Here is a 15,081-nt window from a genome sequence, read left to right as displayed (position 1 = left end):
AAACCATGGATATCTGCGGCGTCGAAGACTTGACAAGTCGTCTTGGTCTTGCAACAAACCGAATCGATTTTATTTATGAGGCTCTGGGCACTCGTGTTGGCGCACTCAAGCAATTCAGTGAATCATCAATCGAGGCCGCCATGGATGTGCTGGCTGACGCGGTGCATGAGCTGCGGCAGATCGAACAGGCGCTGGCGAAATGGTGAACTAAGGTCTTACATGCCATAGGCATTAAAAAGCCCGCCTCCAGAAATGGAGGCGGGCTTTTTGATGCCTGGAATCTGGCGTTGAGATGGAGGGTAAGGATGGTCCGCCCTTGGCCTACGCACTCTGGGCCTACGTCGACCCGTCCCAGAATGGGAGCGATGCTTTTGCATCGGTGAATCCAAGCGGTAGTAGCAATCCGCGCCATCCCTATGCACCGCCGTCTACAGTCTCTGAAGAGACTCCATCCTTGACGACCCGTGGGAGCGCTCTCGTTCCAGGTAGGAGAGCATACCATGAGGCCTCACGAAGTCAAAGAGAAGGCCCACCCTCTGTGCGAGAATGGGCCAAAAGAAAACCTGGAATCTGGCGATGGGGAGGCAGGTAAGGATGGTCCGATCTTGGCCTACGCACCTCAGGCCTACGTTGACCCGTCCTGGGGTGGGAGCGATACTTTCGCATCGGTGAATCCAAGCGGTGGAAGCAATCCGCGCCTCCCCTATGCACCGCCGTCTACAGTCTCCGAAAAGACTCCATCCTTGACGACCCGTGGGAGCGCCCTCGTTCCAGGTAGGATGAGCTTACCCCGAAGGCGTGTTGGGTTCAATCATGTCCGAGGCCAAACACTTCCAAATTTTCGCCTGTCCACAGCCCGAATCGGCTTCCAGGATCGTTCCTGGCCGGCTTACCTAAGCATCCCACGCCAAGGGCGCTCCGCGCTCGGCAACCCCTAACGTAGCTCAAAACTGACCCAATACGGACACTACGAACGCAAACGCTGGCTTGACCCTTTCTCCATGCTATTCCATAACAGCCCGTCATGACAGCCAACGTCGACCGGTTCATCGCAAAATGGAAGCCCTCGGGCGGGTCAGAGCAGGCCAATTCCCAGCCGTTTCTGCTCGATTTTTGCCGTTTGCTGGCCCTTCCCGAACCGGAGCCGGCACGGCTTGGCGAAACGACTTCCTACGGATTCGAGCGCAAGGTTGTCTTCAAGCACGGTGACGGAAGCGAGAGTCGTGGCCGCATCGACCTCTACCGTTGCGGGGCTTTCGTACTGGAAGCCAAGCAGGCCCAGGAAGGGACCATCGAACCCGGTCTTGTGCCGACGGTAGGGTCAAAAGTCGGGCTGAAACGCGGCACCGGCGCTTGGAAAACAGCCATGCTGCGAGCCAAGAACCAGGCCGAATCCTACGCCCGCGCGCTTCCACCCCAGGAGGGGCGACCTCCCTTTCTCATCGTCTGCGACATCGGGCATTGCTTCGAACTGTACAGCGAGTTCTCCCGCTCCGGGGCCACCTACACCCCGTTCCCCGACGCGAAAAACCACCGCATCCTTCTCGACGATCTTCGAGACGGCGAAAAGCGCGACCTCCTGCGCACTGTCTGGCTCGATCCCCTGAGCCTGGACCCCAGCAAGCGCCAAGCCCAGGTGACGTTACAGGTGGCGAAGAACCTGGCGCGTCTCGCCAAATCCCTGGAGAGCGCCGACAACCCGCCTCGCGTGGTGGCTGATTTTCTCATGCGCTGTCTCTTCACCATGTTCGCCGAGGACGTGGGGCTCTTGCCCTCGAACGCCTTCAGTTCGCTTCTGGAGTCGCTTCTCGACGCGCCTGCCGGCTTTGTCCCCACCGTGGAGGAGCTTTGGGCCAAGATGAATACCGGCGGCTGGTGCGTGGCCCTGAAAAAGGAAGTGCTCTATTTCAACGGCGGCCTTTTCCGGGACGCCCGCGCCTTGCCTCTCGACTGGAGCCAACTGACCATGCTTTTGGAGGCTTCACGCGCTGACTGGAAAGACGTTGAACCCGCGATTTTCGGCACCCTTCTGGAACAGGCGCTCGACCCCAAGGTCAGGCATCGCCTGGGAGCCCACTACACCCCGCGAGCCTACGTCGAGCGTTTGGTCCTGCCCACGGTCATCGAGCCCCTGCGCGAGGAATGGCGAGGGGTGCAGACGGCTTCGACGCTGCTTTTGAGCCAGGGCAAGACCAGGGAAGCCTGGGAGGAGGTCAAAGGCTTTCATAGGCGGTTGACCCAGGTGAAGGTGCTCGATCCGGCCTGCGGCACGGCAAACTTTCTCTATGTCTGCCTGGAGCATCTCAAACGCCTGGAAGCCGAAGTGCTCGACTTCGAGGGCGACCTGGGACGCGAAGGCCTCTCCCAGGAATACCTGGCCGAGATGAAGAATCTCACCGTGGACCCCCGCCAGTTCCTTGGCCTGGAGATCAACCCCCGCGCCGCCGCCATCGCGGAGCTTGTGCTGTGGATCGGCTACCTGCAATGGCACTTCCGCACCAAGGGGGACGTGGTTCCGCCTGTGCCGGTGGTTCAGAATTTCGGCAACATCATGGAGCGCGACGCCCTCATCGACCAGGACGGCCTGGAACCCGTTCTGGACAAGCATGGCCAACCCCGGACGCGTTGGGACGGGGTAAGCACCGTGCCGAACCCGACCACCGGCAGACCCATGCCGGACGCAACCCAGCGAGCGCCCGTCTTGCGCATGAAGAACCCCAGGCCATACACGTGGCCCGATGCGGACTTCGTTGTGGGCAACCCTCCGTTTCTCGGCGGAAAGGATAAGCGCGACGAATTTGGCGAAGCGTATTTCGAGGCCTTGCACAAAGCCTATCCCAAAGTGCCGAAGGCGTCGGATTTCGTCATGTTCTGGTGGTACAAGGCCGCTTTGGCCGCCCAGGTGGGGCGGGTGCGGAGGTTCGGCTTCATCACCACGAATTCCCTGAGCCAAACCTTCAATCGCCGGGTCATCGAACCCTTTCTGAGCAATCCCAAGCACCCGGTCAGCATTGTGTTCGCCGTGGCGGACCACCCGTGGAAGGACGATTCGGAGTCCGCCGACGTGCGTATCAGCCTGACCGTCGCGAACGTCGGGTCGGCGGAAGGACGGCTCGTTCGTGTGGTGAAAGAGACAACCGGGGAGAATGGCGAAGTTGACGTGCTTCTCGGAGAGAGCCTTGGCCGCATCAACTCGGACTTGACCATCGGAGCGGACCTTACTCTCGCTCAGGCCTTGCGGGCCAACGAAGGCGTGAGTTGCCCTGGGGTCAAACTGCATGGGGCGGGATTCATCGTTACTCCTGAGCAGGCTACAAGCTTGGGACTTGGCAGACGGCCCGGCCTGGAGCGACACATCCGCCCCTACGTCAATGGCCGGGACCTGACGGCCAACTCGCGCGGGGCCAGGGTGATCGACTGCTACGGCCTGACGGCGGAACAAGTGCGCGACCAGTACCCCGAAGTGTACCAGTGGCTCGTGGATCGTGTGAAGCCTGAGCGAGACGCCAACAACAGAGCCAGTTATACAAAATACTGGTGGATTTTTGGTGAGCCGCGCAAAGACTTTCGACCGGCCCTCGCAGGTCTTTTCCGTTACATCGCAACTGTGGAGACAGCCAAGCACCGGGTATTCCAGTTCCTGGATGCGTCGATCATTCCAGACAACATGCTGGTGAACATCGCGAGCGATGACGCATACATTCTTGGGGTGTTGTCAAGTTCCTTTCATGGACTTTGGGCCGTCGAAGCTGGGGGCCGTCTTGGAGTCGGGCATACACCCCGCTACAACAAGACCCGCTGCTTCGAGACCTTTCCCTTTCCTTCCGATCCGACTCCCGCGCTCAAGGCCAGAATCCGTGACTTGGCCGAACGTATCGACGCCCATCGCAAGGAGCGTCTTGCCGAGCATCCAAAGCTGGCCTTGACTCGGCTCTACAACGTTCTGGAAACACTGCGCGCCAAGCGCCCCTTGAACGACGCGGAAAAGGAAATCCACGAAAAAGGGCTGGTGACCTTGCTGCTCGAACTGCACCAGCAGCTCGACGAAGCCGTGGCTCAGGCCTACGGCTGGCCCGCCGATCTTTCGGAGCAGGAAATACTTTCCCGTCTCCTGGCCCTGAACCAGGAGCGCCAAGCCGAAGAAGCCCAAGGCCTGGTGCGGTGGATCAGGCCCGAATACCAGGCCCCGCACGCCCCCCGCGTGGTGCAACTGCCCTCTGGAGTGGCGGCCCTGCCCACCAAGGCCAAGAAAGCCGCGCTTCCCTGGCCGGGCAGCCTGCCGGAACAGGCCGCCGCCGTGGCTGCGGTTCTCGCCGCCCAATCCAAGCCCGTGACTGCCGAACAGGTGGCCAAAGCCTTCAAAAGAGCCAAGCGCGAACGTGTCGCAGAGCTTCTGGAAACCCTGGCCAGCCTAGGGCAGGTGCGCAAATTGGAAGAAGGACGGTATGCCGTGGCGTGAGCGTGTTGTCCGCTCGCGGCTTGATGACCACTCTGCTTGGTACTTTTGCGGCCCGCCTTCCTTGGAGAGCGGGCCGTTTGCCATTCATCCCGCCGGAGATGTCATCACGACATGGCCATACCGATACACCCGACCCCTGTATTGAAAGGCCGCGAGGCGGCGGCATTCGAAAGGCGGCTTGCCGAACAACGTGCGTTGCCCCTGAAGGTGACTTGCGCCCCGAGCCTGGACGCCGCGAGGAAGGCTGTCTTTGGCGATGACGTGGGGAAAAGTAGACACTGACACGGTGGCGAGGCGATAGGCAAAAATAGGCATCGGAAACAACTACGTGCGAGGGCGAAGGCATGGGGTGGCGGCCGGGGGACTGTCCCCCACGGGCCGTATTCCGACCAACCTTTCCAGGCCCGTTTTCACTCGGCTTCACCCCGCATAATCACAAATCGGGGGACAGATGGGGGACAAAATCCCGGCACAAAGAAAAAGGCCCTACGACGTTCATCGTAAGGCCTTGATTTCTATGGTGCCGAGGGGGTGAATCGAACACCCGACACAGGGATTTTCAGTCCCTTGCTCTACCGACTGAGCTACCTCGGCGCGTGGGAAAATGCATTTATACCGATTGCGCGGCGCTGGCAAGACTTTTTTGCGCTTCCGATCCACGCCAGCGCAAACTTTCCAAAATGGCCTGAACCAGGGGGTCCAGGCCCTCGCGCGAAACAGCGGAGATGGCCACCGCGTCCGGGTAGCGGTGCGTGACCCAGGCCAGTTGGTCCGGGGTCAGGGTGTCGCACTTGTTGAGCGCCAGCAGCCTGGGCACGGCGTCGAGCTGCATTTCCCGCAAAATGGACTCCACCGCTTCCACCTGCATGGCCAGTTCCGGGTGTCCGGCGTCGGCCACCTGCACGAGCAGGTCCGCGCTTTCCAGCTCTTCGAGTGTGGCCCGGAAGGCTTCCTTCAGTTCACCGGGCAGGTGGCGGATGAATCCCACCGTGTCGGTGAGCACGAGTTCGCGCTCCTCGGGAAAGCGCAGACGACGGCTGACCGGGTCCAGGGTGGCGAACAGTTTGTCTTCGGCCAACACGCGCGACTGGGTGAGCGTGTTGAGCAGCGTGGACTTGCCCGCATTGGTGTAGCCCACCAGGGAAACGATGGGCAGCCCGGCCTTGGCCCGCCTGGCCCTGGCCTTGGCCCGGTGCTGACGCAGGTCGGTGAGCTCGCGCTTGATGCGGGTGATGCGTTCGCGAATGCGTCGCCTGTCCACTTCCAGCTTGGTCTCGCCGGGGCCGCGCCCGCCGATGCCGCCCATGAGTCGGCTCATGGCCGGGTTTTTCCCCACCAGCCGGGGTTGGGTGTACTTGAGTTGGGCCATCTCCACCTGCAGCTTGCCCGAACGCGAGGTGGCCCGCTGGGCGAAGATGTCCAAAATGAGCTGGGTGCGGTCGAGAATCTTGCGTTCGGTCTGGTCGGCCAGGTTGCGCATCTGAGCCGGGGTCAGTTCGCCGTCGAAGAGCAGCACGGCCGCGCCGGTGGAAAGGGCCAGGATCTCCAGCTCCGAGAGCTTGCCCTTGCCGATGATGGTCTTGGGGTTGACCTGGGGCGTGCGCTGGATCACCCGTCCGGCCACGGAAAGGCCGGCCGTGTGGGCCAGGGCTTCCAGTTCGTCCAGGGAGGCCTCCAGGTCCAGCCGGGGGGCGCTGCCCACGGCCACCAGCACGGCCCTGTCGCCGTGTCCGGCCTCTTCTCCGGCCACGGGCTGGTCGATGCGGGCGAATTCGTCCTCCAGGGCCTGGGTGACGCCGGCCAGATCCCAGTCGGTCTTGTCCCAGTCCGCGGGGGGAAATATTTCGTAGGGTTTGCCGTCTTCGCCTTCGGCCACGGGCTTCAGGTGGGCCAGGTGCGCCTTGGCGGGCGAGGCCATGTCGTCCACGGTGAGGGCGATGACGCTGTCCAGGCGCAGGAAGAGCATGTCGGTGAGGTCTTCCTGGTCCAGGGAGGCCTGGGTCAGGTGGGTGTGGAGCAGGCGCAGGCCGCGCAGGCGCCCCGACCCCAGACGGGAGCGTTCGAGTTCCGGGATGAAGATGGCGTTGGGCTCGCCCACCAGCACCATTTCGGGGCGTCCCTTGCGGTCGATGAGCAGGGCCACCTGGCGACCCATGGAGTGGGAGAGCACGGCCAACTCGCGAGCCTGCTCGGGCGAGTATCCGCCTCGGGAAGGATAACGCCGGGTGTAGAGGCGTTCCAGCGCCTTGACCTGGCTGTGCTTGAGACCTTCGGTGTTGCCGAGAACTTTGCTGGCTATGGCGACCTCGGGGGCTTCTTTGAGTTGCTTTTCGTGGGAACTAGCTCCCCGAACCCCGTCCGTCAAGGAGTCGGCGGGCTTTTGCCGCCATGGACGGCGATTGCCTGCCGGATCGGCGTTTGGCGTGGTTTCCTGACGCCCGTGCGCCTTGCGCGCGTCAACGCGGCATGGAGGAATCCTCCGCCTCTTCGCGCAACCGGTCCTCGCGGGCGAGATAGGCCTCCAGGGCGCGCAGTCCGGCCTGTTCGCGGCTCAGGTCCAGGTCGTAGGCCAGGTTGGCCAGGCGGCGGTTCATGTCCGGGGGCAGGCTCAGGAGCAGGGCGACGCGATCGGCTTCTTCCGGGCTCGCCTGGGCCACCTGTGCGCCGGGCGTGGGTTGAAGTCTTCGATACATGAGCGCGGCGGAAAGCGCCGTCACCACAAGCTTGGATGTCAGCCAGCCGAAACGGGCATGCAAGACGATGTCCAGGACGAACAGGCCGGCCACGTAGGCCAGGCTGACGGCGCGCAGAATATACAGGTGGCCGAATGCGGGGATGAACAGGCACATGATCAGGCCCATGGGGGTGTCCTTGGGCAGTCTGGAGGCCAGGGGCCAAGCCAGAATGTAGGCCAGGACAAGCATCGCGGCGTAAAAGGCGGGCATCTGAATGGTCATCAGATGAAACGGAACGGGAAGGGTGTCGATCATGCGTGTGCTCCTTCGAGATCGCAGGCGTCACGCTGTACAGCCGGGACCGGGCGATGGCGTTTCGGGGCGTGGGCATGGGACCAAGGCTCGGGCGGCGACGAACCGATACGAGGGGCTTGCCGCGTCATTTTCTTCGCGGTGTCGACGCCGGCTGGCTGGATGTGCGTGCGATTTTTCGAAGAAATAACGCATTGTACAATACGCGGCAATAGAAAATTCGAGCGCCATCTTATGGAGGCGCAAAACCAGGCGTACACCGCGATGCGATCGGCGTAGGCCTTTGTTTTTGCTTAAGCGGGCGTCGCGTTCGCTTCCTGGCGCGGCGCAATCGCCGGGCGGCCCAGAGAAAACGCGGGAGCCGGGCTTTTCGGACTCAGCGCTCCCCGCGCACCACGATGCGGTGGTACATGAGCCACATGGAAACGGCGGAAGTGAGGATGTAGGCGGCCATGTTGCCCAGAAAAAGGTGGGTCAGCCAGCCGAAGACCACCATGACCAGGATGTAGGGGACGCTCGACATCTTGAGGATGTAGAGATGGCCGAGGGCGGGCAGGAACATGGCCAGGATCAGGCCCATGGGCGCTTCCTTGGGCAGCCGCCTGTTCCAGACGAAGGCCAGGAGATAGGCGATGACCAGCATGACGAGAAACAGCAGCACGGGACGAAAAATCATGGACAGCTCCTTGGTATGGCGAAACGCATGGGCCGTGAGATTCGGCGGCGTTCGTCATCCGGTGCCGCGGGCCCTGCGCTGCGATTTTTCACGCAAGGCCCCCTTGTCGAGTTTTTCGCCCCCGGTCAACCTCGCGCGCCTGGCCACGCACCCGACTCGAAGCTTTTGGGAGGGAGGGGGGGGGGAGGGAACCTCGTGTTCACAAAAGGTTCCTTCCCCCAATGCTTTTCTTCTTCCCGCTTCAAAACACTTCGGCCTCGAACCAATAGATTTCGGTTTCCGGATCTTTCCAGGCGTCGGGGGGCAGTCCGGCCTTGCGGCAGGTTTGGGCCAGGAAGGTTTCGCGGTCCCAGCCCCACTCCACGGGCACCTGGGGCAAAAGCAGGCCTTGGAGGGGGCCTCGGCGCATGATGAGGCCGTGTCGTCCCACTTGCACCAGGTTCGGGTCCGGGCAGGGGGTTATGGGGCCCATGATGGAGATTTCCACGGCCAATTCGGGCAGTTCCCGGGCTTCGAGCGGGGGAAAGCGAGGGTCCCGGAAGGCGGCGGCCCGGGCCATGGAGGTCACGGTGTTTTCGAGCGGTCCCTGTCCCACGAGGTTGCCGATGCACCCGCGCAACTGGCCCTGTTTGGTCAGGGTGACGAAGGCCCCCAGGGGCTCGCCCAGCCGGGGGGAGTCGGGGCGGGGGGCCTGGGGCGGGGCGGGGGCGTTCAGGTCGTGGGCCACGGTTTGCAGGGCCAAATCCTTGAGGTAGGCCTTTTCCTGGTCGGTGAGCGAAAAACGAAAGCGCTCCATGGCGGTCCTCCCTGTGGGGTGGCGGCGGCGTGTCGGCCGTTTTTCGCAAGGATAGCACGCTTGCCCGCTCCCCGCCAGTCGGGTATGGCGGGACATGCGCATCCTCTGCGTGGACGGTCCCTATTTCCTGGACGCGTGGCGGGCCATGGGCCATCAGGTCCTTGGCATCGGCACGTCGCCGGGCCTGGACGTGCGGCTCGCGCGTCCGCTTTCCCTGCGAAAGCTGCTCGAACTGCTCGACTCCAGGGGGTTCGTCCCGGACGTCGCGGTCTGGGCCGACACCTGCCAGCCTCCCTCCGTGGCCGGATTGGAGTCGCTGCCCTGGCCCACGTTGGGCTATTCCATCGATCAATACCTCAATCCCTGGCACGTGCCGTTCTCGGTCGGGTTCGACCTGTTTCTGGTGGCCCAGCGCGATTACGTGCCCCTGTTCGCGGCCGAGCATCCCCGGCCCGTTCGCTGGATGCCCCTGTTCTGCAATCCCGAACGCGATCGGGACCCCGGAACCGCGCGCGACGTGCCGTTGTGTTTCGTGGGCACGGTGGGCAGTCCGGCCAATCCGGCCAGGGGGCCGTTTCTCGATGCCGTGGGGCGTTTGGCTCCCCTGGACGTGTCCACGGGGGACTATGTGTCGCTGTTCGGACGCAGTCGCATGGTGATCAACCAGTCGGCCGCGGGGGAGCTCAACTTCCGTCTGTTCCAGGCCATGGCCTGCGGGGCGGCCGTGCTCACCGAGGCCGTGGACAACGGGCTGGAGGTCTTGTTTACGCCGGGCGAACATCTTCTCACCTATCCGCGCGGGGACGCGGTCCGGGCGGCGGCCCTGGCCAGGGTGTGGCTGGATGAGCCCCGTTTGGGCGAGATCGCGGCGGCCGGACGACGCGCGGTGCTTGCGCGCCACACCGTGCGGGCGCGGGCCGAGTCCGTGGCGGCCCATCTGGCCGCGCTGGTCAGAAAACAGTCGCACCGTTCCCGACTGACCGACGGACGGTCCATGCGGGCGCGCATGGCCACGGCGTACGCCGTGCTGGCCACGGACGAGTCCCTGCCTCTGCCGGCCGAACATCGCGGCTTTTATCTCGAACTGGCCGCCAGGACTCGGAGCGTTTGAGCGTGCCGGAAGCCCCCCTCACCCTGGCCGCCTACACCCTGGAGCTGCCCTGGTACGCCTGCGCCCGGCTGCGGCTCTCGGGCCCCCTGGGGGTGTTGACCGGCCTGGTGCGCCCGCGCATGGGCGCGCGCACGGACGGCGTGCAGTACGCCCTTTCGGCCGATGTCCTGCCCGGGGCCGACGTAGTGCTTTTTCAACGCTATTTCCCCATGGAGCGCACCTGGCCTTTGGTGGATTTGGCGCTTTCAAGCGGCGCGGCCGTGGTCTACGACCTGGACGACAATTTCCTCGCCGTGCCGCAAGACCATCCCATGGCCGAAGCCCTGGCCCCGGTTCGGCCCTGGGCCGAAAAACTCCTGCGCCTGGCCGATCTGGTCACCGTGTCCACGCCGGAATTGGCCGAGGCCGTGGCGCCCCTGTGCCGGCGGGTGCGCGTGCTGCCCAACCTGGTGGACCCGGGATTGTGGCGAAGGAGTGCGCGCGCGCCGCAGCGGGAACCAAACGAGGCCGCGCACGTGGTCTTTGCCGGCACGCCGTCGCATCGCGGCGATCTGGAAGCCCTGGCTCCCGCGTTGTCCCGGCTGCAGGCGCATTTCGGGCCGAGGATGGTTCTGACGCTCATGGGGTGCGACGCGCCGGAGCTTTCGGCCAGGCGCGTTCCCTTCGAGCCCGACTACGCGGCCTATGCCCGCGCCCTGGCCGGTCTCGGGCCGGACATCGGCCTGGCGCCCCTTTCGGACAGCGCGTTCAATCGTTGCAAATCGGCGGTGAAGTGGCTGGAATATTCGGCCCTGGGCGCGGCCGGCGTCTATGCCGACCTTCCTCCGTACGCCCCGGTGGAGAACGGACGCACCGGGGTGAAAGTCGGCGCGGCCCCAGCCCTCTGGGAAGAGGCCCTGGCAGGCCTGCTGGAAGACGCGGTTTCCCGGAGAAGACTCGGCCGCCAGGCCCGGGCCGAAGTCTTCGGCCGTCACCGGCTGGACAGCGGGGCCGCGGCCTACCTTGAGGCCTGGCGCGAGGCCGTGCGCATGAAAACCGGGCGTGAAACGCCCCGAACAAGGGACCGACGTCATGGACCGACCGGCTGAGTTGGACTGGGCCGCTCTGCCCGGCCCCCTGCGTTACGGGCTGTTGCTGGGCTCTTCGGGAAGGCCTCATCTGGCGGGACTGGCCCGCCTGGCCCTGGCCACGCCCGCGACCCAGGATTTGGGGCTGTCGCTTTTGCACGCGGCCTGGCGGGCCGCTCCCCTGGACGCCTCCCTGGCCGGTGCGCTGGACGCCCTGAACCGGGGGAGGGCGTTTCTTTCCCCGGAAACGGCCGCCTGCGTTCGCGCCGTGGCCGCGCAGGCCCGTCCCCCGGCCGACACCGGCCCCCTGGCCGAACTGGCGGCCAGGCGCGATCACGCCGGATTGGCCCGGTTCCTGGACCAACGCCTGGCCGCCGGAGACCACGAACTCTTTTGGCGTGCCCACCGGTTGGACCTGGCCTTTCTGCTGGCCGACTGGGACCGCGCGCGCGAACTCGCGCACCGGCCCTGGCCGCAGGGAACCGAGCCGGCGCGGGCCAAGTCGATCGGCGACCTGGCCTTTCAGACCGGCGACCCGGAGACGGCCGCCAGGTTCTACGCCGAGGCCGTTCCCCTGTGCGACGAACGATGGGCTTGCGCGCTCGTGCGCCTCGGCCGGCGGGAGGAGGGCGCGGCTCTCCTGGCCCGGGCGGTGCGCGCCGATCCCTGGAACGTCGGCGCGCTGTTGCGGCTTCACGACATCCTTCAGGAGCTCGACCAACCGGGCCCCCCGCCGCCCGGAGGCGTGGCCGTGTGCCTCTACACCTCGGGCAAGGCCGACGAACTCGACGCCACGCTGGCCGCCCTGGCCGCGTCGAACCCCCGGGAGACCCGGTTTCTGGTCCTGGACAACGCAAGCCCGGACCGCACTCCCGAGGTGCTTGGCGCGTGGTCCGACCGGCTGGGCGAGAAGCTGGTCGCCTTTCGCCTGCCCGTGAATATCGGGGCCCCGGCGGCGCGAAACTGGCTCATGACCCGGCCCGAGGTGCGGGCCTGCGCCTTTACCGCCTACCTGGACGACGACGCCCTGGTCCCCCCGGACTGGCTCGGCCGTTTCGGCACCGCCGTGTCGGCCTTCCCCGACGCCTGGGTCTGGGGCTGCCTGACCGCCGACCAGGCCGCGCCCGGACGGCTGCAGAACGCCGACATCCACCTGGAATGGGAGCGCGGCGACGCCCCGAATCCGGCCTGCCTCTGCGCCCAGGATCTGGACTACGGCCAGTTCGCCTATTTGCGGCCCAGCCTGTCGGTCACGGGCTGTTGCCACCTGTTTCGCACCGAGGCGCTGCTGGCCGGCGGCGGGTTCGACATCCGCTTTTCGCCCACCCAGTACGACGACCTGGACCACGATCTGCGTCAGGCCCGCGCCGGCGGCGCGACGATCTACCAGGGACACCTCAAGGTGCTGCACGCCAGACTCTCCGGGGCGCTTTTGCATCTGGACGAGAGGGCTACGGCCAACAGCATGGCCAACCTGCGCAAGCTGGCGGCCAAGCATCCGCCGGACGCGCTGGAAGCCCTGCGCCGACGCGACGAGGACCTGTTGGCGCGGGACCTGGCCCGCAAGCGGGAGCGCGTGCGCGCGGTTTACGGCGAAGCGGAGCCGGAGACGGGCGGGGCGGCTTGCCCCGGGGCGCCCACGGTCGTATGCGTGGGGCGTCGGTGAAGCGCAACCTGTAGCCAGACGGACAAGAAAACGGTGTCGCATCTTCCCGTGCGCGTTCTGCACGTCGTGTCCGGCCTGGGGCTCGGCGGCACGCAGAAGGCCATGCAACTTTTGGTCGAGCACCTGGACCGCCGGCGATTTGCCCCCTTCGTCTGGTCCCCCGTGGACGGCGAGCGACGGGGGCAGATTCGGCGGTCCGGGGTTCCGGTCATCGTGGGAGGGGATCTCCTGGCCCTTCTCGAACAATTGCGCCCCCAGGTGGTGCACGTGCACCGGGCGGGCTGGGCCGAACCCGCTCTCATAGAGCCTGTCGTGCGCTACCGGCCAAGAGCCCTGGTGGAGACCAACGTGTTCGGCCGCAAGGACGCGTCTTCGGCGCAGGCGCGCATCCATCGCCATCTTTTCGTTTCGCGCTTCTGTCTGGAGCGGTACGCCGCCGTTTACGGCCTGGACCGTCCCGAGCGCTACCTCGTGCTGCCCAATCCCGTGGATACGGATCGTTTCGCCGCGGACACCCCGGCCCAGGACTTTTTTCGCCCCGTGGCCGGCCGGCTTTCCCGTCCCGATCCCGGCAAGTGGAGCGAACTTGTCTTCGCCATGCTGCCCACGCTACGCGAGCTGGTCCCCGATTTTAGGTTCGAGGTGGTGGGGGCCACGGAACGGTTTCTGGCCTTTGTGGCCGAGGGAGGCTTCGAGCGCAACGTGGTGTGTCTGGACCAGCGGGAAACCGACGCGGAGCTGGCCCGGTTCTTCGGCGGGCTGTCCGTCCTGGCCCATGCCAACGACACCGGGGAATCCTTCGGCATGGCCATCGCCGAGGCCATGGCCGCCGGCCTGCCCGTGGTGACGCATCCGGCCGCCGGGCTACGCGACAACGCCCAGCTCGAACTCGTGGAGCACGGCCGGACCGGCCTGGTGGCGACCACGGGGGAAGAGTACGCCCGGGCCCTGGCCTGGCTGTGGCGAAACCCCGACCGCGCCCGGGCCATGGGCCAGGCCGGTCGGGAAAAGGCCGCCGCGCTCTGGCGCGCCCAGACCGTGGCCGCGCGCCTGGGAGCGATCTACCAGGAGTTGCTGGAATCATGACCGAGCTGTTGTCCCTGTACACCGCCCAGGTGCTCGCCCACCGTCTGGGCGCGGGCGACGGAGGGTACGCCGACGTCCCGGCGTCGCCCCAAGCCCTGGCCCCGTTGGAGCGGGCCGGCCGGCGGGCCGGTCGGCTCGTTCTCCTGGGCCTGGGCTCGGGCCGGGCCGTGGCCGCTCTGGAACGCGACCTGCCGCCGGAGACGGAAATCGTGGTGCTGGAACTTTCGCCCGACCAGGCCCGACGCGCGGGCGGACGGATCGGACGGTCCAGGCTGGTGGTCGACACCTCCCCCCTGGCGCTTCTGGCGCTTGTCGTCCTGGGCGGGCTGTGGCCGGGAGCGGCCCAGGGCATCAATCCCGAAGTGGCCGAACCGGAAGCCCGAAACCGCTTGCGCGATCTGGGCCGGCTGCTGGCCGCCTACCAGCCGGCGGAGCTGGCCCGGTCCGCCGGGGAGCACGGCGCGCGCGGGGACGCTTCGCGGGGCGTTCCCGGCCCGGACGAGGGGTTGTGCCTGGGGGCCATTTTGCATCCGGACGAGCCGGACCTGGAGGGGTTTTTCGCCGCTCTGCCGCGCCGTTGCGACCGGGCCGTGGTGGTGTGGGACGCCGAGCGCCCCCCGGACGCCCCCCCGGGGGCGCATTGTCCGGTCCTGCATCTGGCCCATCCGCTGAAGGCCGATTTCGCGGCCCAGCGCAACCGCATGCTCGCGGCCTGCCGGGGAGAGTGGGTGCTGGTCCTGGACGGCGACGAGCGCATGCCCGACGCCCTGGCCGCCCTGTTGCCGGAGCTGATGGCCCGGCCGGACTGGAACGCGGTGGCCCTGGCCCGTCACGGTCTGCGACCGGGCGGGGTGCGGGTGGGCTACGGCCTGTGGCCCGACGCGCAACTTCGGCTTTTCCGCAAGACGCCCGGGCTGCGCTACGTGCGCCCCGTGCACGAACGCCTGGAGGGACTGGCCGGCTCGACCGGCCTGGTGCTGGCTCCGGCGCTGCTCCACCTGGGCGATCTGGTCAAGGACCAGGCGGCCCTGGCCCGCAAGCACGCCCTGTTCGACAAGGCCGGGGGCGGCGGCGTGCGCCATCGGCAGAACGCGGCTTTTCCCGAACTGCCGGAACGTGTTTTTCGGACCGCGATCGAACGCGTGGTGGCGGGGAAGTTTGCTCCCCGCGTCAATTTGGCCGGGCTTTCGAGTTGATTTGCGGCTTCAGGCGGGCTACAGCCTTGCCAGGCCA

At 65.9% G+C, this 15,081-nt stretch carries 11 protein-coding genes and 1 tRNA gene; 7 read left to right on the top strand and 5 right to left on the bottom strand.

Annotation, left to right across the window (positions count from 1 at the left end):
* Positions 1–5: 5 nt before the first annotated feature.
* A complete protein-coding gene (locus tag ACYQ01_RS07700; protein WP_459933251.1) occupies positions 6–206 on the top strand; it encodes a hypothetical protein in 201 nt (66 codons plus the stop codon).
* Positions 207–1,024: 818 nt separating this feature from the next.
* On the top strand, positions 1,025–4,459 hold the full coding sequence (locus tag ACYQ01_RS07695) for a class I SAM-dependent DNA methyltransferase (protein WP_459933250.1): 3,435 nt from the start codon (positions 1,025–1,027) through the stop codon (positions 4,457–4,459).
* Positions 4,460–4,977: 518 nt separating this feature from the next.
* Here the strand turns inward: ACYQ01_RS07695 and ACYQ01_RS07690 are convergent.
* From ACYQ01_RS07690 to amrA, 5 genes are all read right to left on the bottom strand, one after another.
* A tRNA-Phe gene (locus ACYQ01_RS07690) sits at positions 4,978–5,053 on the bottom strand.
* Positions 5,054–5,069: 16 nt separating this feature from the next.
* Positions 5,070–6,758 carry a GTPase HflX gene (gene hflX, locus ACYQ01_RS07685; RefSeq protein WP_459933901.1) on the bottom strand — a complete coding sequence of 563 codons (1,689 nt, stop codon included), beginning with the start codon at positions 6,756–6,758 and terminating at the stop codon, positions 5,070–5,072.
* Positions 6,759–6,915: 157 nt separating this feature from the next.
* Positions 6,916–7,449: a hypothetical protein gene (locus ACYQ01_RS07680; protein ID WP_459933249.1), complete on the bottom strand. Its 534-nt coding sequence runs from the start codon at positions 7,447–7,449 to the stop codon at positions 6,916–6,918.
* A gap of 373 nt (positions 7,450–7,822) precedes the next feature.
* Positions 7,823–8,122: a hypothetical protein gene (locus ACYQ01_RS07675; RefSeq protein ID WP_459933248.1), complete on the bottom strand. Its 300-nt coding sequence runs from the start codon at positions 8,120–8,122 to the stop codon at positions 7,823–7,825.
* A 241-nt stretch (positions 8,123–8,363) separates the two neighbouring features.
* On the bottom strand, positions 8,364–8,918 hold the full coding sequence (amrA, locus tag ACYQ01_RS07670; protein WP_459933247.1) for an AmmeMemoRadiSam system protein A: 555 nt from the start codon (positions 8,916–8,918) through the stop codon (positions 8,364–8,366).
* A gap of 94 nt (positions 8,919–9,012) precedes the next feature.
* On the opposite strand from amrA, the gene ACYQ01_RS07665 reads away from it, so the two are divergent.
* The 5 genes from ACYQ01_RS07665 to ACYQ01_RS07645 are packed head-to-tail and all read left to right on the top strand — an operon-like array spanning position 9,013 to position 15,044.
* Positions 9,013–10,029 carry a glycosyltransferase family protein gene (locus ACYQ01_RS07665; RefSeq protein ID WP_459933246.1) on the top strand — a complete coding sequence of 339 codons (1,017 nt, stop codon included), beginning with the start codon at positions 9,013–9,015 and terminating at the stop codon, positions 10,027–10,029.
* Positions 10,030–10,031: 2 nt separating this feature from the next.
* Positions 10,032–11,117: a glycosyltransferase family protein gene (locus ACYQ01_RS07660; RefSeq protein ID WP_459933245.1), complete on the top strand. Its 1,086-nt coding sequence runs from the start codon at positions 10,032–10,034 to the stop codon at positions 11,115–11,117.
* Complete coding sequence (locus tag ACYQ01_RS07655) at positions 11,101–12,762, top strand: glycosyltransferase family 2 protein (protein WP_459933244.1); 1,662 nt, start codon at positions 11,101–11,103, stop codon at positions 12,760–12,762. The genes ACYQ01_RS07660 and ACYQ01_RS07655 overlap by 17 nt, the downstream gene beginning before the upstream one ends.
* A gap of 33 nt (positions 12,763–12,795) precedes the next feature.
* A complete protein-coding gene (locus ACYQ01_RS07650) occupies positions 12,796–13,848 on the top strand; it encodes a glycosyltransferase family 4 protein (protein ID WP_459933243.1) in 1,053 nt (350 codons plus the stop codon).
* Positions 13,845–15,044, top strand: coding sequence for a glycosyltransferase family protein (locus ACYQ01_RS07645; protein ID WP_459933242.1), 1,200 nt, complete (start codon positions 13,845–13,847; stop codon positions 15,042–15,044). The genes ACYQ01_RS07650 and ACYQ01_RS07645 overlap by 4 nt, the downstream gene beginning before the upstream one ends.
* The last annotated feature ends 37 nt before the right edge of the window (positions 15,045–15,081 follow it).

The sequence above is a fragment of the Fundidesulfovibrio butyratiphilus genome, from assembly GCF_054657235.1.
This window is presented reverse-complemented; position numbering and strand designations above follow the sequence as displayed.

Bases quoted from the DNA above. Each gene is read 5' to 3' on its own strand.
- ACYQ01_RS07700 (WP_459933251.1), top strand. From the start codon at position 6: ATGGATATCTGCGGCGTCGAAGACTTGACAAGTCGTCTTGGTCTTGCA.
- ACYQ01_RS07695 (WP_459933250.1), top strand. From the start codon at position 1,025: ATGACAGCCAACGTCGACCGGTTCATCGCAAAATGGAAGCCCTCGGGC.
- ACYQ01_RS07680 (WP_459933249.1), bottom strand. From the start codon at position 7,449: ATGATCGACACCCTTCCCGTTCCGTTTCATCTGATGACCATTCAGATG.
- ACYQ01_RS07675 (WP_459933248.1), bottom strand. From the start codon at position 8,122: ATGATTTTTCGTCCCGTGCTGCTGTTTCTCGTCATGCTGGTCATCGCC.
- amrA (WP_459933247.1), bottom strand. From the start codon at position 8,918: ATGGAGCGCTTTCGTTTTTCGCTCACCGACCAGGAAAAGGCCTACCTC.
- ACYQ01_RS07665 (WP_459933246.1), top strand. From the start codon at position 9,013: ATGCGCATCCTCTGCGTGGACGGTCCCTATTTCCTGGACGCGTGGCGG.
- ACYQ01_RS07655 (WP_459933244.1), top strand. From the start codon at position 11,101: ATGGACCGACCGGCTGAGTTGGACTGGGCCGCTCTGCCCGGCCCCCTG.
- ACYQ01_RS07645 (WP_459933242.1), top strand. From the start codon at position 13,845: ATGACCGAGCTGTTGTCCCTGTACACCGCCCAGGTGCTCGCCCACCGT.